This window comes from Actinomycetospora sp. CA-101289, assembly GCF_050955895.1.
Lineage (GTDB): Bacteria > Actinomycetota > Actinomycetes > Mycobacteriales > Pseudonocardiaceae > Actinomycetospora.
In genome coordinates, this window is the sequence record NZ_CP192093.1 from 4,249,918 (window position 1) to 4,269,923 (window position 20,006).

Here is a 20,006-nt window from a genome sequence, read left to right on the forward strand (position 1 = left end):
GTTGTGCCCCAGGTGGCACGCGCAGCGACGGGACCGCTCGACGACCCGGTCCGGGCCGCCCTGCTCGGCCCGCACGCGCACCTCGCGGAGCGCCACGGCGAGGCCCTGCGCTACGAGCCCGACGTCTCGCCCTTCCTCGCCGCCCCGCACGACCCGCAGGAGTGGGACGACGTCGCCGCCCTGATCGGCGACGGGCACGCGGTGGTCCCCGCCTTCGCGCCGCTCGACCCCCCGGCAGGCTTCGCGATCGGCATGTCCCTGCCCGGCGTGCAGATGGTCGGCGACGAGGTCGCGGTCCGCGCCGACGACGACCTCGTGCGCCTCGGGCCCGAGGACGTCCCCGCGATGCGCGACCTCGTCGCCCGCACCCGTCCCGGCCCGTTCGGTCCGCGCACGATCGAGATGGGCACCTACCTCGGGGTGGTCACCGACGGGCGGCTCTTGGCCATGGCCGGTGAGCGGCTGCACCCGCCGGGGTACACGGAGATCAGCGCGGTGTGCACCGACGCGGCCCACCGCGGCCGGGGGCTCGCCACGCGGCTCGTCCTCGCCGTGGCCGCGGGCATCCGGGCGCGCGGCGAGGTGCCGTTCCTGCACGCCGCCGCCGACAACGCGCCCGCGATCCGGCTCTACGAGCAGCTCGGCTTCCGGCTGCGCGCCCGACCCGACTTCGTGGCCCTGACGGTCCCGAGCGACGTCCCCGCCCGGGCCTCGGCCTGACGACAGGAGGATCATGACCCTGCACCTCGCGGTCGCCCTCGACGGCACCGGCTGGCACCCCGCCTCGTGGCGCGAGCCCGGTGCCCGCGCCGACGAGCTGTTCACGGCGGGCTTCTGGGTCGACCAGGTCCGCGAGGCCGAGGCGGGCCTGCTCGACCTCGTCACCCTCGAGGACTCCTTCGCCATCGACACCGACCGCGTCGACCGGGTGCAGGGGCGCCTCGACGCGCAGCTCGTGGCCCTGCGCGTGGGGCCGGTGACGAGCCGCATCGGCCTGGTGCCGACGGTGGTCGCCACCCACACCGAGCCCTTCCACGTCTCCACCGAGATCGCCACCCTCGACTACGTCACCACCGGCCGGGCCGGCGTGCGCGTCAAGGTGTCGTCGCGCGCGGACGAGTACGCGCTGTTCGGGCGCCGCGACGCCGACGCGGAGAGCCGCGAGAGCCTCTTCGACGAGGCCGCCGACCACATCGAGGTCCAGCGCCGCCTGTGGGACTCGTGGGAGGACGACGCCGAGATCCGCGACGCCGCGACCGGCCGCTTCGTCGACCGCGAGAAGCTGCACTACATCGACTTCGAGGGCGCGCACTTCTCGGTGCGCGGCCCGTCGATCACCCCGCGCCCGCCGCAGGGCCAGCCGCTGGTCACCGCACTCGCGCACGTCGACGTCGCCTACCGCCTGGCGGCCCGGGGCGCCGACCTCGTGTTCGTCACCCCCGGCGGTGTCGGGCGCGACGGCCCCACCGGCGACGCCGAGGCGATCCTCGCGCAGGTCCGCGCCGAGGAGGCCGCGGTCGGGCGTACCGGCGACCCCCTGCACGTGCTCGGCGACCTGCTCGTCGTGCTCGACGACAGCGCCGACGCCGCCCGCGAGCGCCTGCGCCGCCTCGACGAGACCGACGGCGCCGAGCTGCGCAGCGACGCGCGCATCCTCACCGGCACCGCCGCGGACGTCGCCGACGTGCTCGCATCGTGGCACGACGCCGGGCTCGCCGGGGCGCGCCTGCGCCCCGCCGTCACCGCGCACGACCTGCCCCGCATCACGCGCGAGCTCGTGCCCGAGCTGCAGCGTCGCGGCCTGTTCCGCACCGCCTACGACGCCGACACCCTGCGCGGCCACTTCGGCCTCGCACGGCCCGCCGACCGCTACGCCACGGCCTGAGGAGCGACATGCCCACGAAGCAGATCCACCTCGCCGCGCACTTCCCCGGCGTCAACAACACGACGGTCTGGAGCGACCCGGCCTCGGGCAGCCACATCGAGTTCGAGTCCTTCCGGCACTTCGCGCAGACCGCGGAGCGCGCCAAGTTCGACTTCCTCTTCCTCGCCGAGGGCCTGCGCCTGCGCGAGCAGGGCGGCCGAATCTACGACCTCGACGTGATGGGCCGCCCCGACAACGTCGCGATCCTGCAGGCCCTCGCGGCTGTCACCGACCGGATCGGCCTGGCCGGCACCGTGAACTCCACGTTCAACGAGCCCCTCGACGTCGCCCGCAAGCTCGCCACGCTCGACCACCTCTCCGCCGGGCGCGCCGCCTGGAACGTGGTGACGAGCTGGGACGAGTTCACCGGCGAGAACTTCCGCCGCGGCGGCTACCTGCCCAAGGACAAGCGCTACCTGCGCGCCCAGGAGATGCTCGCGACCGCCCAGGCGCTGTGGGACGCGTGGGCGCCCGACGAGGTGATCGCCGACGCCGAGGCCGGGCGGTTCCTGCGCCACGGGGACGCCGGACACTTCGACATCCGCTCCGACCAGTTCGCCATCTCCGGGCGCTTCCCGGTGCCGCGCAGCCCGCAGGGCCGCCCGGTGATCATCCAGGCTGGCGACTCGGAGGAGGGCCGCGAGTTCGCCGCCTCCAGCGCGGACGCGATCTTCACCCGCCACGCCGAGCTGGAGGCCGGGCAGCAGTTCTACGCCGACGTCAAGGCGCGGCTGGCGAGGTTCGGCCGGCGCCACGAGGACCTCAAGATCCTGCCGGCGGCGACGTTCGTCCTCGGGGACACCGAGTCCGACGCCGCGGAGAACGCGCGACAGGTGCAGTACCAGCAGGTCGGGCCGCACACGGCGATCGCGTTCGCCGAGCAGGTGTGGAACCGCGACCTCTCCGACGTCGACCCCGACGGCCCGGTGCCCTCGTTCGACCCGAAGACCTCCGACGACGTCGACTCCGGTGCCCACATCTCCAAGGGCCGCGCGAGCGTGCGCATGTTCAAGGACCCGGTGGCGGTGGCGAACGAGTGGCGCGAGCTCGGCGAGCGCGAGGGCCTGTCGCTGCGCGAGGTCGTCATCCGCAAGAACGGGCGGCACACGTTCGTCGGCACCCCGCAGCGCGTCGCGGACACGATCGACGAGTTCGTGCAGTCCGACGCCTCCGACGGCTTCGTGCTGGTCCCGCACGTCACGCCCGGCGGGCTGGACGTGTTCGCCGACCAGGTGGTGCCGCTGCTGCAGGAGAAGGGCTCGTTCCGCACCGAGTACGAGGGCACGACCCTGCGCGAGCACCTCGGCCTGGCGCCGTCGCCCACCACCGTCGCCGCGGTGAGCGTCGAGGCGTGACCCGCCCGGACAAGGAGCACCCCGAGACGCTCGGTGTCGCGACGCAGGCGGTGCACGCGGGCAACGCCGTCGACGCGGGCAGCGGGGCGATCCGCACGCCGCTGGTGATGGCGAACTCCTACGCGCTGCCCGAGGACCCCTCGGAGCTGTCGTGGTCGGGGTTCGACGTGCCGCTCTACACCCGCAACACCGGCGTCAACCAGCGCGCGCTGCAGGAGAAGCTCGCCCACCTCGAGCAGGGCGAGGACGCCGTCGTGCTCGCCACCGGGGTGGCGGCGCTGCACGCGGTGTTCTTCACGTTCCTGCGCACCGGCGACCACGCAGTGATCTCCGACGTCACCTACGAGGCGACGTACCGGCTGTTCGCGGACATCCTTCCCGCGCGCTACGGCGTCGAGGCCACGTTCGTCGACACGAGCGACCCCGAGGCCGTGCGCGCGGCGATGCGGCCGACGACGCGCCTCGTGCACACCGAGGTGATCGCCAACCCGACGACGCGGGTGTGCGACGTCGCCGCGGTCGCGGAGATCGCGCACGCCGGCGGGGCCCTGCTCTCGGTCGACTCCACGTTCACCCCGCCCCCGCTCTACCGCCCGCTCGCCGACGGCGCCGACCTCGTCGTGCACTCGCTGACCAAGGTGATCAACGGGCACGGGGACGCGATGGGCGGGGTCGTGGTGGGCGCGCGCGAGCACGTCGACGCGATCCGCGCCGAGGCGATGGTCGATGTCGGCGGCGTGATCTCGCCGTTCAACGCGTGGCTCATCGCGCGCGGGGCGATCACCCTGCCGCTGCGCCTGCGCCAGCACCTCGCGTCGGCGCAACGGGTGGCCGAGTTCCTCGCCGCTCAGCCGGGCGTCGCCTACGTCGCCCACCCCGGGCTGCCCGGGCACCCGCAGCACGAGCTCGCGGGTCGACTGTTCGGCGGGCGCGGCCACGGCTGGATGATGGCGTTCGCCCTCGACGGCGACGCCGACCTGCAGAACCGCTTCGTCGCCGACCTGCGCGTCGTCACCTCGGCGGTCTCGCTCGGGCACGACGAGAGCCTGATCGTGCACGTCGGGTCGTCCGGCGCGCGGGCCGCGTACTGGCCCGAGGAGTTCCGCCGCTACGGGCACCTGCGGTTCTCGGTGGGTCTCGAGGACCCGGACGACCTGATCGCCGACCTGGGCGCCGCGCTCGCCACCGTCCGTGCGTGATCGTGCCCGCTCCGCTCTGGTCCGGTTGTGCGCCATCGGGTAGGAAGGTGGTCGTGACCCCCGGCCTCGTGCGACGTCTCCACGTCGACCTTTGCCGGCTCGCGACGACCACGTGTCGACGCGGCTGATCGCTCACACCACTTCTCCCCTTCGTGCCCGGGTCGTCCGGTGCGTGCTGTCGCGCGCCCGGTGCCCTCCCGGTGCACGCCCCCGTGCCCAGAGAGGCCCCCCGATGGCTGTTCGTCCCAAGGAATCCGTCGTCCCGTTCGCCGTGCACGGCGAGGGCACCGGCGTCGCGCAGGAGCTGACCGCCGGCGGTCACGTCTTCACCACCGACGCCTACCCCGCCTTCGGCGGCGCCGACGCCGCCCCCAGCCCGCTCTTCTACGCCCTCGGCTCGCTGACCTCGTGCAACCAGGTCACGGCCGCCCTCGTCGCCAAGGACCTGGGCATCCAGCTCGGCAAGTGGAGCTTCGACATCCAGGGCGACCTCGACACCGCGGTGCTCGTCGGCGGCGCCGAGGGCAACGCGAACTTCGACCGCGTCGAGGTGCGCGCGACCGTCGAGACCGACGCCAGCGACGAGCAGTTCGCGACGCTGATCTCCGAGACCGAGCGCCGCTGCCCCGTGACGCAGCTCTTCCGGCGTTCGGGCCTGGAGTTCGTCAACGACTGGAGCCGCGCGGAGCTGCCCGCGGCCGTTTGACCTCCGGTCTCGTGAGTGCTTGTCCGTGCCAGGGCACGGACAAGCACTCACACCTCGCGGGCACCCCCCTCTGCGGCGCGTGTGTGCTCGTCGGCGCCGTCTTGAAGGGCACGCCCCCGTGTGCGAGGTTGAGGTGGCGACGGTGCGAGGCGACGGAGGTGAGCGGTCCGTGCGGCGGTGCCTGCTCCCCCGTGACGCCCGCCCGCTGACGACCGTGCACCTGGTCGCCCGCCTGCACGTCGATCTCCTGCGCCTCGCCGGCGCGCTCTGTCGACGCTGACGCCTCTGCCCTCCCCCGTCGCCCCGGACGTCCGCCGGCGACGTCCTTCCGCCACCCGGAGCGCGATGCCGCGCGCTCGCGCCGGGACACCCCGCTGCGAGGAGCACATCCGTGTCGATCACCACGACCACCGACATCCGCCGCGTCGCCGGCTCGCTCGGCGCCGAGGTCACCGGGCTGCGGCTCGGCCCCGACATGCCCGACCACGAGGTCGCGTCCCTGCGCGCCGCGATCCTCGAGCACAAGCTCGTGGTGGTGCGGGGCCAGGACCACCTCGACGACCACGGGCACGCCGGCTTCGTCCGGCGCCTCGGCGCGCTGACCACCGCGCACCCGACGATCACCGGCGGCCAGGCGGAGGCGGCGGTGCTGCCCGTCGACTCCGAGCACGGCAACAAGGCCAACAGCTGGCACACCGACGTCACGTTCGTCGACCGCCCACCGGCCTTCACCACCCTGCGCGCCGTGGTGCTCCCGCCGTTCGGCGGCGACACCCTGTTCGCCAACACCGCGCGCGCCTACACGAACCTGCCCGCGGGCCTGCGCACGCTGGCCGACGGGCTGTGGGCCGAGCACTCGAACGACTACGACTACGCCACGACCCACGGCGTCGAGGGCCCGACCGGCGCCACCGCGGACTACCACCAGGAGTTCACCGCCACCGTGTACCGGACCCACCACCCGGTGGTGCGCGTCCATCCCGAGACCGGCGAGCGGGTGCTGCAGCTCGGGCAGTTCGTGTCGCGCATCCTCGGCGTCAACGGCCAGGACAGCCGCGACCTGCTCGCCCTGTACCAGCGCCACATCACGCGCCAGGAGAACATCGTGCGCTGGCGCTGGGCGCCGGGCGACTTCGCGGTGTGGGACAACCGCGCCACCCAGCACTACGCCGTCGCCGACTACGGCGACCTGCCGCGCCGGATGCACCGGGTCACGGTGGCCGGCGACGTCCCCGTCTCGATCACCGGCGAGCGCAGCCGCGCGGTCGAGGGCGACGCTGCCGCCTACGCGGGCTCGTGACGGGGACGCTGCCCGTCCTGGACCTCGCGCGCTTCCGCTCGGCGGACCGGGACGGGTTCCTCGACGACCTGCGCCGGGCGGCGCGAGAGGTCGGCTTCTTCACCGTCGTCGGCCACGGCATCCCGCGCGAGTTCACCGAACGGCTCGACGCGGAGGTCCGTCGGTTCTTCGCGCTGCCGCTGGCGGACCGCCTCGCGATCGAGAACACCGCGTCGCCGCACTTCCGGGGCTACAGCCGGGTCGGCACCGAGCGCACGGCCGGCGCGCCCGACCGGCGCGAGCAGATCGACGTCGGTCCGGAACGCGCGCCCGTCGACGGCCCCGAGCGGTACTGGGGTCTCGTCGGGCCCAACCAGTGGCCGCCGGCCCAGCCGGAGCTGCGCGAGGCCGTGCTGGCCTGGCAGGACGAGGCGCTGCGCGTCAGCCGCGAGATCCTGCGGGCGCTGGCGGTGGCGCTGGGCCAGCCCGAGGGCCACTTCGACCGCTGGTTCGACGAGGAGTCCCACCTGCACCTCAAGGTCGTGCACTACCCGGGCCGCGAGGCGGCGGCGGACGGGCAGGGCGTGGGGGCGCACAAGGACTACGGGTTCCTCGCCCTGCTGCACCAGGACGACGTCGGCGGGCTGCAGGTCCAGGAGCCCGGCACCGACGACTGGCTCGACGCCGCGCCCGTGCCCGACGGCTACGTCGTCAACATCGGCGAGATGCTCGAGGTCGCGACCCGCGGGTACCTCACGGCCACCCGCCACCGCGTCGTGAGCCCGGGCCCGGGCGTCGACCGGTACTCGGTGCCGTTCTTCCTCGGCCCGCGCCTCGACGCCGTCGTCGAGCCCATCGACCTGCCGCCGGAGCTGGCCGCCGAGACCGGCGCGTGGGACCCGGCGCAGGACCCCGACAACACCCTGCTCGCGGCCTACGGCGAGAACGCGCTCATCGGCTGGCTGCGCTCGCACCCGGCCGTGGCCAAGCGGCATTGGCGCTGACCCTATCGGCGTGCTCGTCTCGATGTGCGCGCTTGTCCGTGCCCTGACACGGAAAAGCGCGCACCAGCGCGAAGCGCAAAGATCGCCTCCATGGCGAGGATGCGTGCGGTCGTGCTCCACGGACCGGGCCCGGTGACCGCGCTGAAGATCGAGGACCTGACCGTCCCCACGCCGCAGCACGGCCAGGTGCTGATCGCGGTCAAGGCCTTCGGGCTCAACCGCTCCGAGCTGCACACCCGCCTCGGGCTCGGCGAGGGCGTCACGTTCCCCCGCGTGCCCGGCATCGAGGCGACCGGCGTCGTCGCCGTGTGCCCGGGAGGGGAGTTCGCCGCCGGCCAGCAGGTGGTGACGATGATGGGCGGGATGGGCCGCACGTTCGACGGGGGCTACGCCGAGTACACCTGTGTTCCCGCCGTCCAGGTCATCGCGTTCACCAGCGACCTGGACTGGCCGACGCTCGGCGCGGTCCCGGAGATGCTCCAGACCGCGTACGGCGCCCTGGCCGAGGGCCTCAACGTGCAGCCGGGCCAGTCGCTGCTGATCCGGGGCGGGACATCGTCGGTCGGCATGGCGGCGACGGTGCTCGCCAAGGCCCGCGGGCTGATCGTCCTCGCGACCACCCGCAACGAGGCCAAGGCCGACGGGCTCCGCGCGCTCGGGGTCGACCACGTGCTGCTCGACGACGGCGACGTCGCGCGCCGCGTCCACGACGTGCTCGGCGGCGGCGTCGACACCGCCCTCGAGCTCGTCGGCACCCCGACGCTGCCCGACACCCTGCGTGCGACACGGCGCCACGGCGTCGTCTGCTTCGCGGGGATGCTGTCCACCCGCTGGACGGTGCCGGACTTCTACCCCATCGACTACCTGCCCCGCGGCGTGCGGCTCACCGCCTACGCCGGGGACGCGAGCGACCTGCCCGGACCGGTGCTGCAGGAGTTCCTCGACGACGTCGCGGCGGGGCGTGCGACCGTCCCGGTCGGCGAGGTCTTCCCGCTCGAGCGGATCCGCGACGCCCACGCCGTCATGGAGGCCGACCGGGCGACGGGCAAGCTCGTCGGCCTCCCCCGCCCGCTGCGGTGGCGTCCGCGGCGGTGAGGGTGTGAGTGCTTGTCCGTGCCGGAGCACGGACAAGCACTCACGAGCGCGGAGCGCAAAGTCAGCTGTACCAGGTCGGCTCGGGCAGCTCGTCGGTCAGCACGAACCGGCCCACCTCGCGACGCTTGTACGCCACGGGGTCGTGGAGCGTGTGCGTGCGGACGTTGCGCCAGAACCGGTCGAACGCCAGCGACGACGCCGTCGACCGGGCGCCGGTCACCTCGAAGATGCCGCTCGTGATCTCCAGGGCCACCTCGGTCGCGCGCGCCTTGACCGCGGCCACGCGGACCTCGTGCTCCCCGCGGGCGCGCTCGGTGAGCGCGTCGGGGTCGCGGTGGATCGGCAGCGCCTCGGCGGCCACCGCGTCGGCCAGCGCCTCGGCGGCCCAGAGCTTCGCCTCGAAGTCGCCGTAGGTGTCGATCACGTAGGGCTCGTCGACCGCGCTCGCCTGCCCGCCGTGCAGCCATGGCCGCGTCGTCGTGCGCGTGTACGCGGCCGCCTCCTCGAGCGCCCCGCGGGCGATGCCGAGGTAGAAGCTCACGAACACCAGCTGGATCGTCGGCACGTTCATCGTGTTGTAGGTCCGCGGGGTGAAGACCTTGTCGCGGAACCCGGCGGCGGCCGCCCACGGCACGCGCACGCCGTCGATCGTCACGTCGCCCGACTCGGTCAGCCGCTGGCCGATGTTGTCCCAGTCGTCGTGGAACGTGATCGCCGGCTGGTCCGAGGGCACGATCGCGAAGACGTGCGTGTCGGTCCCCTCGAGGACGCCCTCGAGCACGGTCACGTCGGAGACCCGGCTGCCCGTCGAGAACGACTTGCGACCGGTGTAGACGATCTCGTCGCCCTCGTCGCGGATGACGACGTCGCTGTCGCGCGGGTTCACGGCGCCGCCGAAGAACCACCGCTCGCGGGTCGCCTCGGCCTCGACCTGCGCGATCTGCTCGGGCGTCCCGACCAGCCGCGCGGCCCAGAACCAGAGCAGGTGGTAGCCCAGGAGCTGGCCGATCGAGCCGTCGCCGGCGGCCACCTCGCGGATCACGCGGTACGCGGTGGGCCACTCCTGGCCGCCGCCGCCGTGCTCGACGGGGCCGAGCAGGGTGACGAGGCCGGCGTCCTTGAGCAGGGCGACCTCGGCGTACGGGGTCGCGCCGGCGGCGTCGCGCTCGGCCGCGTCGGCGGCGAGCACGGTGCGCACGAGGCGGGCGCGCTCGAGCCACTCGGCCTCGGTGCGCGGGGTGGGCAGGGTGCTGAAGTCGGGGTGGTCGGTGGTCCCGGGGCGGGACAGGGTGCTGGTCACGGGTTCTCCTCGATCAGGCGGGCGTGCGGGCGGTCGTCGGGGAGGACCGACAGCCCTGGGCGAAGACCCGCCCGTGATCGATGTGCCGGCGCCGCACGAACGGCCCCGGCGCGGCCGCCGGCATCAGGTCCGGATGACCGGGTGGCGACGCAGGTCGTCGCGCAGGCGGGCCAGCGCGGCCGCGACCTCCGCGGCGATGCGCTCGGCGTCGCGCTCCCAGTGCTCGGTGCCGGCGCCGTCGCGGGTCACCTCACGGCGGACCAGGGCGTCCAGGTCGGTGAGGAGCTCCGCGACGGCGGCGCCGCGGGGGCTGAAGCGGGAGACGGTGACGGGCATGCGGACCTCCGGAGGACCTCGCCGGGGACGGCGCCCGCGATCGGCGAGGAGAAGTGGGTGAGGGCGAGCAGCGGCGCCCGGCGACAGAAGTCGTCCAGGAGGCGTGCGGCGCGCAGCGCGAGGGACATGTCGGCTCCGACGGGCGTGAGGGCGTCCGCCCGGGGTGCACCCGGGCGCGGCTCAGCGGGTCAGGGTCGACAGATCGCGGCGGAGGTCCGGCAGAGATCGACGTGACGGCGCCACGCGTGCCACACGGTGGTCGGCGCCTCGGTCACGAGCACGACCGTACGCACCGGCCGTGTCGCGGCGCCAGCACCGTGTGAGCGATCCCGGCGGGTGTCACAGTGACGCCCATGGACGAACTGGTGCACCTCGAGGTCACGGGCGGCACGGCGACGATCACCCTGGACTCGCCGCGCAACCGCAACGCGCTCTCCGCGCAGCTGCGCCGCGAGCTCGCCGCGCACCTCGACACCGCGCTCGCCGACGACGCGGTGCGCGTCGTCGTCCTCACCCACACCGGCCCCGTGTTCTGCTCCGGGATGGACCTGCGCGAGTCGCGCGGCGCGGGTGCCGGCGACCAGGGCGTCCATGAGTTCCCCGGGATCCTCGCGACGCTCTGGTACGCCGACAAGCCCGTGATCGCCCGCCTCGCCGGACCCGCGCGCGCGGGCGGGGTCGGCCTCGTCTCCGCCTGCGACATCGCCGTCGCCGCGCGGGAGGCCACCTTCGCCTTCACCGAGGTGCGCATCGGCGTCGTCCCCGCGGTGATCTCCTCCACCGTACTCCCCCGCCTGCTGCCGCGGGCCGCGCACGAGCTGATGCTCACCGGCGAGACGTTCGACGCCGACCGCGCCGCGGCGGTCGGGCTGGTCAACGTGGCGGTGGACGCCGACGGTCTCGACGCCGAGGTCGCGCGCTACGTCGACATGCTCGCGCGCGGCGGGCCGCAGGCGCTCGCCGCCACCAAGGCCCTCCTGCGCCGCGACCGCAGCGAGCACCTGCAGCAGGACCTCGAGGCGATGCTCGAGCTGTCCGCGGGGTTCTTCGCCTCCGACGAGGGCCAGGAGGGCATGACGGCGTTCGCGGAGAAGCGGTCGCCCTCCTGGGTGCCGGGCGCCTGAGCGGTATCCGCATCGTCATGCGATCGTGATGTACGTACCCCTCTCGGCCGCCCCTGTGCGGCCGTTGGACGGGAGGGGTACGGCTGGGGGGAGCACGCGATGGGGTCTCGGACGTCTCGACTGGCCGTGCCGGTGGTGCTCGCCGGCCTGCTGGCGGGCCTGCTGCTCGCACCGTCGGCGCTGGCCGCGCCACCGCCGGGTGGCCTGCGGGCCGCGCCCGTCGTCCCCGCGGACGTCACCGCGGGCTACGTCGTCTACGACCGCACGACCCGGCGCACGGTCGCCGAGTCCGCGCCGCGGGCGAGGTTCCGCTCCGCGTCGCTGGTCAAGCTGCTGATCGCGCTCGACCTCACGCAGGGCCGCACGAGCGTGTCGTCGGCCGACCGCGCGCTGCTCGACTCCATGCTGCGCTCCAGCGACGACGACGCGGCGAGCACGCTGTGGGTGCGCCAGGGCTACGAGCAGGTCGTCGTGCGGATGGTGCGCCTGATCGGGCTCGCCGACACCGCGCCGCCCACCGACCGCCGCTACTGGGGCTACACCGCGGTCAGCGCCGCCGACGTCGCGACCGTCTACAACTACCTGCTCGACCGCGCGACGCCGTTCCAGCGCGACCTCATCGTCGGCAACCTGGAGCGCGCCACCCAGTGCGCCGCCGACGGCTTCGACCAGTCGTTCGGCATCCCGCGCGCCGTCGCCGGGACGCGCGCGGTGAAGCAGGGCTGGTCGGGCTACGGCACCGCGCCCGCGCGGCCCTGCGTCGAGGGCCGGCAGGACACCCCGCCCGACGCGCTGTCCGGGCAGGCCGCCGAGGAGGCGCCGCAGGCCGTGGCGGACAGCCGCCCGGCCACCCTCGCCGCCCCGGCACTCGACCTCTCCCGCCGCGCCCTGCACACCAGCGGGCTCGTCGACGCCCGCCGCCGCGTGGTCGTCGTGCTGACCCTGAGCCCGAAGACCACGAGCTTCGAGACCCAGTCGACGACGATCACGAACATCACCCGCACGCTGCATGACGAGGCGGTCGCGGCGACCCCGACCACCACGACGACGACCCCCACGACGACGACCACTGCGCCGCCGACGACCACCACCGCGCCGCCGACCACGACCACGACGACGGCCCCGTCCACCGACCCCATCGAGGTCTACGCGCGGGCGAACGCCGCGAAGCTCGGGCCGGCGACGGGCGCGGCGTACGCGGTGCCGGGCGGGCGGGGGCGCGACTACCGCGACGCCACCGTCTACTGGTCGGCGGCCACCGGGGCGCACGCCGTCGGCGGGCCGACGCTGACGAAGTACCGGGCGCTCGGGGCGACGGGGTCGATCCTCGGCTTCCCGGTCATCGACACGACGCCGACCCCCGACGGCCGGGGCCGCTACACCCACTTCGCGGGTTCGGGCGGCTCGATCTACCTCAACCCGGCGCGCGGGGCGGCGTACGCCGTCTACGGCGCGATCCGCGAGCGGTGGGCGTCGCTGGGCTGGGAGCGCTCGCGGCTGGGCTACCCGACGCGCGACGAGTACGCCGTCACCGGCGGGCGCCGCAGCGACTTCGACCAGGGCACGATCACGTGGACCCAGCGCACGGGCGCGATCTCGGTGGCCTACCGCTGAGCGAGCTCAGACGAGGTTGACCACGATCACCAGGAGGAGCAGCACGATCAGGGTCGCGGTGACCCACAGGCGGGCGGCGCGCCGGTCCACCGCGCTCAGGCCTCCGTCGTCGTGCCGGCCCGCCGCTGCGCGCGGCGCTCCGCGGCCTCGAGGCGGGCGGCCACCGACTTCTCGACGACGGTGTCGATGACCGCCGCCGCGCCCCAGCACAGCGGCCCGACGACGGCCACGACGAGCACGACCTGCACGGTGAAGTCGAGCTGGGTGAGCCACAACTCGACGCCGTCCCACCAGGTCGCGACCGCACGCAGCACGCGCTCGACGGTACGCCGAGCGCCCTCGTCCCGGTCAGCGGGCCAGGAAGTCCTCGAGCAGCGGCGCGACGAGGTCGACGCGCTCGATGAGCTGCGTGTGCTTGGTCCGCGGCAGGACGGCCAGGCCGGCGTCGGGGATCGCGTCCTGCATCGCCACGGCGGCGTCGACCCGCACGAAGTCGTGGTCGCCGATCACCAGCAACGTCGGCGCCGTGACGCGCGCGAGGTCCGCGGTGCTCCAGTTCTCCTCCGCGACGACGATCGGGTCGAGCTTGGCGACGACGGCCTCGAAGGTGCTCAGGCCGTACCGCTCGTACTCGGCGAACATGGCCCCGAACTCCGCTTCTGAGGGCATGCGGGTGGACGTCGCGTACTGCGAGGGATCGTGGATCTCGGCGTGGTAGTCGTCCTTGCGGCGGTGGACGGCCCCGAGCACCAGCCGGTCGACGCGGTCCGGGTGCCGGACAGCGACCTCGAGGGCCACGAGCCCGCCCCAGCTGAAGCCGAGGACGTCGGCGCGCTCCAGGCCGAGGTGGTCGAGGACGCCGACGACGTCGGCAGCCTGGTTCTCGAGCGTGATCTCGCGGTCGACGTCGGCCGTGCGGCCGTGGCCCTGCAGCTCGATCGGGATGAGCCGGCGGTGCGGCGCCAGCAACGGCATCAGGGCGCCGAAGCTGAGGTCCAGCGTCAGCATCCCGCCGTGCAGCAGCACGAGCGGGGCGCCCGTGCCGTGGTCCTCGAAGTAGACGTCGATGCCGGGCAGCGGGGCGTACACGGGTCCTCCAGGAGGTTCGTCAGGGTCTCACCGGTCCCAACCGCGCCCGCTCACCGAACTCATCGGGCATCGGGGAAGTCGTGCCGGATAGGTTGCGGGGCATGTTCGCGGTCTACGCCTCCGAGCCCAACGCCGACGACCCGGTCGCCTCCCTCGTGGTGGGCGAGCGGCCCGACCCCGAGGTGCCCGACGGCTGGGTACGGGTCAAGGTCGAGGCGGCGAGCCTCAACATGCACGACCTCTGGACGCTCCGGGGGGTCGGGATCAAGGAAGACCAGTTCCCGATGATCCTGGGCTGTGACGGCGCCGGGACGCTCGACGACGGCACCCCGGTGGTCCTGCACTCGCTGATGGGCGACCCGGACTGGAAGGACGACGAGACCCTCGACCCGTCCCGCAAGATGCTCACCGAGTGGGCGCAGGGCAGCTTCGCCGACTACGTGGTCGTTCCGAAGCGCAACGCGCTGCCGCGCCCGGAGGGCATGACGGCCTCGACGGGTGCCGTCATGGGCACGGCGTGGCTGACGGCCTACCGGATGCTGTTCACGAAGTCCGGGCTGCGCGGCGGGCAGACGATGCTCATCCAGGGCGCCTCGGGGGGCGTGTCCACCGCGCTCATCCAGCTCGGGCGCGCCGCGGGCATGCAGGTCTGGGTCACCGGGCGCACCGACGAGAAGCGCGAGCTGGCGATGCGCCTGGGCGCGCACCAGGTGTTCGAGTCCAACGCGAAGCTCCCGGGCAAGGTGCAGGCGGTGTTCGAGACCGTCGGCGAGGCCACGTGGAAGCACTCGCTGCGCGCGCTCGTGCCCGGCGGCACGATCGTCTGCTCGGGCGCCACCTCGGGCTTCGCGCCCAGCGCGGACCTGGCGCAGGTGTTCTTCCTGCAGAAGAACGTGGTCGGCTCGACGATGGGCACGCTCGCCGAGCTGCGCGACCTGCTCGAGTTCGTGGCGGCCACGGGCATCGTCCCGGAGATCGGCCAGGAGCTGCCGATGGCCGACGCGAAGGACGGCTTCCAGGCGATGCTCGACGGCAACACGGCCGGCAAGATCGTCTTCACGCGCTGACCGCTCCGTGCGTGATCTTCTGAGCGATAGCTCAGAAGATCACGCACGGAGGAAGGCGAGCAGGGTCGAGGTGACGGTGTCGGCGTCGCGGACAGGGAGCCAGTGGTCGCCGTCGCGCACGGGGACGTAGGTGAACGGGCCGTCGAGGTAGCGGCCCGACCCGGCCATCTGCGCCTCGCCGAGCGCGACGTCGGCCGTCCCCAGCATGCCCAGGACCGGGATCGTGAGCCGCGGCAGCCCCAGCGGGGCCTCGTCGACGAAGGTGCGCGGGTCGACGTTCGCGCGGTACCAGCCCAGCCCTGCCGTGAGCGCGCCCGGTCGGGCCAGGTCGTCGATCTGGGTGCGCACGAGCGCGTCGTCGTCCGCGCGCCCGGGGTGCAGCCACCGGCGCAGCAGCGCCCAGTCGTCCGCGGGCAGGACCTCCTCGGCCACCCCGGGGAACCGGAACCACAGCATGTACCAGGACAGGGCCCGCTGCTCGAGGCCCGCGGCGCGGAACGCCTCGGGGTGCCCGACGGCGAGCGCGGCGTAGCGGGTGACGCGGTCGCTGCGCATCGCGAGCGCCCAGCCCACGACCGAGCCGAAGTCGTGCCCGACCACCGCCGCGCGCTCGACGCCGCGCTCGTCGAGCAGCGCCACGACGTCCAGCACGGAGCGGCTGATGCGGTAGGCGTCGACGTCCTCCGGCTTGTCGCTGTCGCCGAACCCGCGCAGGTCGGGCGCGATCACCCGGTACCCGGCCGCGGCGAGGGCCTCGATCTGGGCGCGCCACAGCGTCGCGCGGTCGGGGAAGCCGTGCAGCAGGACGACGGCGGGCCCCTCCCCCACGTCGAGCACCGACAGCGTGATGTCCGGCAGCGTGACGCGGACCGGGGCGGGGAGGGTCACGCGGTGAGCCGGCCGGCCGCGGGGACTACCTGGGCGAGCACCGCGCGGGCGACGGCGTCGTTGGCGCGGAAGCTCAGGGCGTTGGTGTTCGGGCGGGTGAACGCGCCGGGGATGCGCACGTTGGTGTGCGGCCCGATCGCGAAGCGGGTCGGGTGGGCCTCGCCGTCGTCGTCCACCAGCCGGTAGTCCGACGGGCGGACCCGCACCAGCCCGGTGTGGTGCAGCACCACCGCGCCCTCGCCGTGCGCCACGGCCGCGTCGGCCGAGCGCACCGCCGACGAGCACGCCTGCGTCGGGCATCCGCCGCCGAGGTCGAGGACCTCCTCGTCGAGCTGCCCGTCGGCGTGCAGCGCGGCGAGCATCGGGTCGGCGCTGCGGCTCACGCTCGGCGCGGGCAGGCGGGCCTCGACGAACGTGCGCGCCTCGACCTCGACCCCGTCGAGGCTGTCGCTGCGCGCCCGGAACACGCCGGCGTCGCCGTCGGCCTCGACCACCAGCCCGGCGCCGAGGAACCGCACGTACCCGGCGCGCGAGAGCGCGAGCATCTGGCGCAGGCGCGGTCCGGGCGGGCCGCTGGCGAGCGAGCTGAACAGGTTCTGCCACCACGACAGGTCACGGGCGCGCGACGTCGGGGTCAGCGCGTCGGTGCCCGCGAGCTCCATGACCTGCGCGAACACGCTGAGCAGGGCCACGAACGCGCCGAGCTCGGCGGTGTAGCGCTCGTCGACGTGGCGGGCGAGGTCGTCGGCGATGTACTCGCGCAGCGCTGCCTGCAGGGCGTCCGGGTCGTCGACGCAGACGTCGCGCAGCGGGCGGTCGATGCGCTCGAAGTCGAGGTGGTCGTCCGGGTCCGGCACCGACGTCGCGATGAGCTCGCTGCGGGCGTCGGAGTACCAGTCGAGCTCGGCGTACGCCGCGGCGAACGCGTCCCACGTGCCGCGCACGCGGTCGGGGTGGCCGTGGAAGAGCTCGTGGTAGTAGCCCCAGCCGACCTCCTTGGCCATGAGCGGCCACACGTCGCGGCGCAGGTCGATGCCGCCGTGGCGCACGAAGCCCGCGACGTCGTCGGGGCCCAGGAAGCGCGGCAGCGGCGGGCGCGGTCCGCGCAGCGCGTACTCGGTCTTCGCGTGGTACGGCACCCCGCGCCCGGAGCCGACGTGCAGCACGGGCTCGCGGCCGGACGGGACGTAGCGCAGCCGACCGTCGGGGCCGTCCGGAGCGAACTCCCCGCCGCGGCCCTCAAACAGCAGCACGACGAGGTCGACGAACGCGAGGCCCATGCCGCGCGCGATCACCGTCTCCCCCGCCGGGATGTGGTCGAGCTCGGTGTCGGTGGTCTGCTCGGGCGGGAAGTAGCGCAGCCCGTGCTCGTCGGCGAAGGCGACGAGGTCCTGCTCGTCGGGGGTGGGGTCGGCGTCGAGGTGGCCGCTGGCCAGCACCAGGGCGTCGGCGTCGAGCTCCTCGCCGGTGGCGAGCCGCACGCGCTGCGGCGAGCCCTCGACGAGCCCGACCGCCCGCGTGCGGTGCCGGTGGGCGTGCACCCCGGCGGGCAGGGTCGCCTCGACGTGGCGCAGCACCCAGTCCAGGTAGTGGCTCTGCAGGCGCCGCGTGGCGAACGTGGCGCGGGTCAGCCCGCGGAGCTCGTCACCGACCGGGCCGGGCGGCACCGACTCGCCGGGCAGCCGGCCCTCGCGGACCTGCTCCGCCCACTCGTAGAGCGACGGCCCCGGGACGATCGGCCCGTCGCAGCGGACGCTCTCGTCGGTGAACATCGTGACGTCGGCGGCCATGGAGTTCATCCACAGCAGCGACGACTGCTCGTGACGCCAGATGCGCCCCGCCCCGGGTGGGTACGGGTCGACGAGGTGGACGTCGAGCTCGACGCCCGCGCCGACACCGAACTCGCCGGCGCTGGCGGCGAGGCGCTCGAGCACACCCGCCCCGCGCGGTCCTGCTCCCACGACCACGACCGACCGTCGCATCGTCCGTCCTCCCGCCGCGCGCGTCCGCGCTCGTGAGCGATTATCCGTGTCTGGACACGAATAGGCACAGCACGCCGATAGGACGCACGAGCGCGGAGCGCCAAGGCGTCAGCGGCGCTTGGGGCCGCGGCTCGGGCGCGGTGAGACGGTCGCGGCCTCGGCACCCGACGCGCGGCGCAGGCCCATCGGCCGGCCGGCGACGCGGGCACGCTGCAGGCGCTTGACCACGTGGCCCGGCACGTCGGCGGGCAGCTCGACCAGTGTGTGGTCGGTGCGGATGTCGATGTGCCCGATGTGCTGGGAGTCGAGCCCCGCCTCGTTGGCGATGGCCCCGACGATCGCACCCGGCCGCACCCGCTGGTTGTGGCCGACCTCGATGCGGTAGGTGTCGGTGCCCGAGCCCACGGTCCACTCGGGGGCCTTGCCGGTGCGGCCCTGACCGCGGTCCGGCTTGCCCTCGCGCGGCAGCCGCTTGTCGCCCCGCGGCGACGGGGCCGGCAGGTCCTCGACCAGCAGCGGCTTGGTGCCCTGGACCATCTTGGCCAGCGCGGCGGCCAGCTCGAGGGGGTCCGCACCGGTCTCGGCGACGTAGTCGCCGACGATGCCGCGGAACACGTCCATCGGGTCGCCGCCGGTGACGGTGCCGTCGAGCGTGCCGGTGATGCGGTCGGCGAAGCGGCGCTTGCGCACCGCGTTCACCTCGTCGGTGCCCGGCACCGACATCTCCTCGGCCTTCTGCTTCGTGGCCGACTCGATCATCCGCATCGTGCGGATCTGGCCGCGGGTGACGAACGAGATGGCCTCGCCGCTGCGCCCGGCCCGGCCGGTGCGGCCGATGCGGTGGACGTAGGACTCGCTGTCCGGCGGCAGGTCGTGGTTGACGACCAGCGAGATGCGGTCGACGTCGAGCCCGCGGGCCGCGACGTCGGTGGCCACCAGCACGTCGAGCTCACCGGCGCGCAGGTCGGCGATGGTCTTCTCGCGCTGGGGCTGGGAGAGGTCGCCCGAGATCGCGACCGCCGCGAAGCCGCGGCGGTTGAGGGCGTCGGTGACGTCGGTGGTGTTCTGCCGCGTGCGGACGAACACCAGGCAGGCGTCGAAGTCCTCGACCTGCAGGATGCGCGCCAGCGAGTCGGCCTTCTGGCGCTCGGGCACCACGACGTAGCGCTGGCGGGTGTTGATGCCCGTCTGCGTCTTCGACTTGATCGACACCTCGGCCGGGGCGTTGAGGTGGCGACGCGAGACCTCGCGGATCGCGCCGGGCATCGTCGCCGAGAACAGCGCGACCTGGCGGTCGGCGGGCAGCAGCTCGAAGATGCGCTCGACCTCTTCGAGGAAGCCCATCTGCAGCATCTCGTCGGCCTCGTCGAGCACGAAGTGCGCGACGTCGCGGAGGTCGAGCGTGCCCTTCTCGAGGTGGTCGGCCACGCGGCCGGGCGTGCCGACGACGATCTGGCCGCCGCGGCGCAGCCCGTGCAGCTGCGGGCCGTAGGGCGCGCCGCCGTAGAGCTGGACGACGCCCAGCCCGGGCACGCCGGCGCCGAGGCGCTCGATGGCCTCGGCGACCTGGATCGCCAGCTCGCGCGTCGGCGTGAGGACGAGGGCCTGCACGTGCTTCTGCGCCGGGTCGACCGCCGAGAGCATCGGCAGCGCGAACGCGGCGGTCTTGCCGGTGCCGGTCTGCGCCAGGCCCAGGACGTCGCGGCCGGCCAGCAGCAGCGGGATCGTCTCGGTCTGGATGGGGGTCGGGGTGTCGAACCCGGACTCGACCAGGGTCGGCAGCAGGCGCTCGGCGACGCCCAGCGCGGCGAACGCGGAGCCGGGGATCGGCTCCTCGTCGGCGCCGTCGGCCTCGTCGGTCGCGTCCTCATCGGCGGTGTCGGTCGCGTCGGTCGGGTCGGTCGCCTCGTCCGCGGCCGGCTCCTCGGAGACGGTCGCACCGACGGTGTCGTCGGTGGGGGTGGTGATCACGTCGACGAGCTCGACGTCGTGGTCGGACAGGATGGCAGCGTTGGTCACAGATCTCTTTCAGGAAGGGTACGGC

At 74.0% G+C, this 20,006-nt stretch carries 19 protein-coding genes; 12 read left to right on the forward strand and 7 right to left on the reverse strand.

The window, feature by feature from the left end; all coding sequences use genetic code 11:
- The first annotated feature begins 12 nt into the window (after nt 1-12).
- From ACQPX6_RS21245 to ACQPX6_RS21285, 9 genes are all read left to right on the forward strand, one after another.
- A complete protein-coding gene (locus ACQPX6_RS21245) occupies nt 13-720 on the forward strand; it encodes a GNAT family N-acetyltransferase (protein WP_433782406.1) in 708 nt (235 codons plus the stop codon).
- Between the two features lie 13 nt (nt 721-733).
- Nucleotides 734-1,885, forward strand: coding sequence for an LLM class flavin-dependent oxidoreductase (locus ACQPX6_RS21250; RefSeq protein ID WP_433782407.1), 1,152 nt, complete (start codon nt 734-736; stop codon nt 1,883-1,885).
- Nucleotides 1,886-1,893: 8 nt separating this feature from the next.
- Complete coding sequence (locus ACQPX6_RS21255) at nt 1,894-3,279, forward strand: NtaA/DmoA family FMN-dependent monooxygenase (protein ID WP_433782408.1); 1,386 nt, start codon at nt 1,894-1,896, stop codon at nt 3,277-3,279.
- Nucleotides 3,276-4,478, forward strand: coding sequence for a trans-sulfuration enzyme family protein (locus ACQPX6_RS21260; RefSeq protein ID WP_433782409.1), 1,203 nt, complete (start codon nt 3,276-3,278; stop codon nt 4,476-4,478). Before ACQPX6_RS21255 ends, ACQPX6_RS21260 begins: the two co-directional genes overlap by 4 nt.
- A gap of 232 nt (nt 4,479-4,710) precedes the next feature.
- Complete coding sequence (locus tag ACQPX6_RS21265) at nt 4,711-5,184, forward strand: OsmC family protein (RefSeq protein WP_433782410.1); 474 nt, start codon at nt 4,711-4,713, stop codon at nt 5,182-5,184.
- 169 nt (nt 5,185-5,353) lie between these two features.
- Entirely contained in the window at nt 5,354-5,464 is a 111-nt protein-coding gene (locus ACQPX6_RS21270) for a putative leader peptide (protein WP_433782411.1), read from the forward strand.
- 111 nt (nt 5,465-5,575) lie between these two features.
- A complete protein-coding gene (locus tag ACQPX6_RS21275) occupies nt 5,576-6,484 on the forward strand; it encodes a TauD/TfdA dioxygenase family protein (RefSeq protein ID WP_433782412.1) in 909 nt (302 codons plus the stop codon).
- Nucleotides 6,481-7,467: an isopenicillin N synthase family dioxygenase gene (locus ACQPX6_RS21280; protein WP_433782413.1), complete on the forward strand. Its 987-nt coding sequence runs from the start codon at nt 6,481-6,483 to the stop codon at nt 7,465-7,467. The genes ACQPX6_RS21275 and ACQPX6_RS21280 overlap by 4 nt, the downstream gene beginning before the upstream one ends.
- A 90-nt stretch (nt 7,468-7,557) precedes the next feature.
- Complete coding sequence (locus ACQPX6_RS21285) at nt 7,558-8,562, forward strand: zinc-binding alcohol dehydrogenase family protein (RefSeq protein WP_433782414.1); 1,005 nt, start codon at nt 7,558-7,560, stop codon at nt 8,560-8,562.
- A gap of 61 nt (nt 8,563-8,623) precedes the next feature.
- Here ACQPX6_RS21285 and ACQPX6_RS21290 read toward each other — a convergent pair whose 3' ends face one another.
- Together ACQPX6_RS21290 and ACQPX6_RS21295 are read right to left on the reverse strand one after the other, a co-directional pair.
- On the reverse strand, nt 8,624-9,808 hold the full coding sequence (locus ACQPX6_RS21290; RefSeq protein ID WP_433788318.1) for an acyl-CoA dehydrogenase family protein: 1,185 nt from the start codon (nt 9,806-9,808) through the stop codon (nt 8,624-8,626).
- Between the two features lie 177 nt (nt 9,809-9,985).
- Complete coding sequence (locus ACQPX6_RS21295) at nt 9,986-10,198, reverse strand: hypothetical protein (RefSeq protein WP_433782415.1); 213 nt, start codon at nt 10,196-10,198, stop codon at nt 9,986-9,988.
- 353 nt (nt 10,199-10,551) lie between these two features.
- Here ACQPX6_RS21295 and ACQPX6_RS21300 point away from each other — a divergent pair, with 353 nt between their 5' ends.
- Together ACQPX6_RS21300 and ACQPX6_RS21305 are read left to right on the forward strand one after the other, a co-directional pair.
- Complete coding sequence (locus ACQPX6_RS21300; protein WP_433782416.1) at nt 10,552-11,322, forward strand: enoyl-CoA hydratase family protein; 771 nt, start codon at nt 10,552-10,554, stop codon at nt 11,320-11,322.
- Between the two features lie 99 nt (nt 11,323-11,421).
- Nucleotides 11,422-12,936, forward strand: a complete 1,515-nt coding sequence (locus ACQPX6_RS21305) for an LGFP repeat-containing protein (RefSeq protein WP_433782417.1) — start codon at nt 11,422-11,424, stop codon at nt 12,934-12,936.
- Nucleotides 12,937-13,031: 95 nt separating this feature from the next.
- Here the strand turns inward: ACQPX6_RS21305 and ACQPX6_RS21310 are convergent, their stop codons facing one another.
- Both ACQPX6_RS21310 and ACQPX6_RS21315 read right to left on the reverse strand, forming a co-directional pair.
- Nucleotides 13,032-13,250, reverse strand: a complete 219-nt coding sequence (locus ACQPX6_RS21310) for a hypothetical protein (protein WP_433782418.1) — start codon at nt 13,248-13,250, stop codon at nt 13,032-13,034.
- Nucleotides 13,251-13,284: 34 nt separating this feature from the next.
- Nucleotides 13,285-14,025 carry an alpha/beta fold hydrolase gene (locus tag ACQPX6_RS21315; protein WP_433782419.1) on the reverse strand — a complete coding sequence of 247 codons (741 nt, stop codon included), beginning with the start codon at nt 14,023-14,025 and terminating at the stop codon, nt 13,285-13,287.
- A gap of 101 nt (nt 14,026-14,126) precedes the next feature.
- Between ACQPX6_RS21315 and ACQPX6_RS21320 the strand changes: the two genes are divergently transcribed.
- Entirely contained in the window at nt 14,127-15,092 is a 966-nt protein-coding gene (locus tag ACQPX6_RS21320) for a quinone oxidoreductase family protein (protein ID WP_433782420.1), read from the forward strand.
- Nucleotides 15,093-15,131: 39 nt separating this feature from the next.
- Here the strand turns inward: ACQPX6_RS21320 and ACQPX6_RS21325 are convergent, their stop codons facing one another.
- The 3 genes from ACQPX6_RS21325 to ACQPX6_RS21335 all read right to left on the reverse strand — a co-directional run bounded on the left by ACQPX6_RS21325 (nt 15,132) and on the right by ACQPX6_RS21335 (nt 19,981).
- On the reverse strand, nt 15,132-15,980 hold the full coding sequence (locus tag ACQPX6_RS21325; RefSeq protein ID WP_433782421.1) for an alpha/beta fold hydrolase: 849 nt from the start codon (nt 15,978-15,980) through the stop codon (nt 15,132-15,134).
- Complete coding sequence (locus tag ACQPX6_RS21330; RefSeq protein WP_433782422.1) at nt 15,977-17,962, reverse strand: FAD/NAD(P)-binding protein; 1,986 nt, start codon at nt 17,960-17,962, stop codon at nt 15,977-15,979. Before ACQPX6_RS21330 ends, ACQPX6_RS21325 begins: the two co-directional genes overlap by 4 nt.
- A 108-nt stretch (nt 17,963-18,070) precedes the next feature.
- Nucleotides 18,071-19,981 carry a DEAD/DEAH box helicase gene (locus tag ACQPX6_RS21335; protein WP_433782423.1) on the reverse strand — a complete coding sequence of 637 codons (1,911 nt, stop codon included), beginning with the start codon at nt 19,979-19,981 and terminating at the stop codon, nt 18,071-18,073.
- Nucleotides 19,982-20,006 lie beyond the last annotated feature (25 nt).

Bases quoted from the DNA above. Each gene is read 5' to 3' on its own strand.
- ACQPX6_RS21305 (WP_433782417.1), top strand. From the start codon at position 11,422: ATGGGGTCTCGGACGTCTCGACTGGCCGTGCCGGTGGTGCTCGCCGGC.
- ACQPX6_RS21320 (WP_433782420.1), top strand. From the start codon at position 14,127: ATGTTCGCGGTCTACGCCTCCGAGCCCAACGCCGACGACCCGGTCGCC.
- ACQPX6_RS21285 (WP_433782414.1), top strand. From the start codon at position 7,558: ATGGCGAGGATGCGTGCGGTCGTGCTCCACGGACCGGGCCCGGTGACC.
- ACQPX6_RS21295 (WP_433782415.1), bottom strand. From the start codon at position 10,198: ATGCCCGTCACCGTCTCCCGCTTCAGCCCCCGCGGCGCCGCCGTCGCG.
- ACQPX6_RS21330 (WP_433782422.1), bottom strand. From the start codon at position 17,962: ATGCGACGGTCGGTCGTGGTCGTGGGAGCAGGACCGCGCGGGGCGGGT.
- ACQPX6_RS21255 (WP_433782408.1), top strand. From the start codon at position 1,894: ATGCCCACGAAGCAGATCCACCTCGCCGCGCACTTCCCCGGCGTCAAC.
- ACQPX6_RS21250 (WP_433782407.1), top strand. From the start codon at position 734: ATGACCCTGCACCTCGCGGTCGCCCTCGACGGCACCGGCTGGCACCCC.
- ACQPX6_RS21300 (WP_433782416.1), top strand. From the start codon at position 10,552: ATGGACGAACTGGTGCACCTCGAGGTCACGGGCGGCACGGCGACGATC.
- ACQPX6_RS21265 (WP_433782410.1), top strand. From the start codon at position 4,711: ATGGCTGTTCGTCCCAAGGAATCCGTCGTCCCGTTCGCCGTGCACGGC.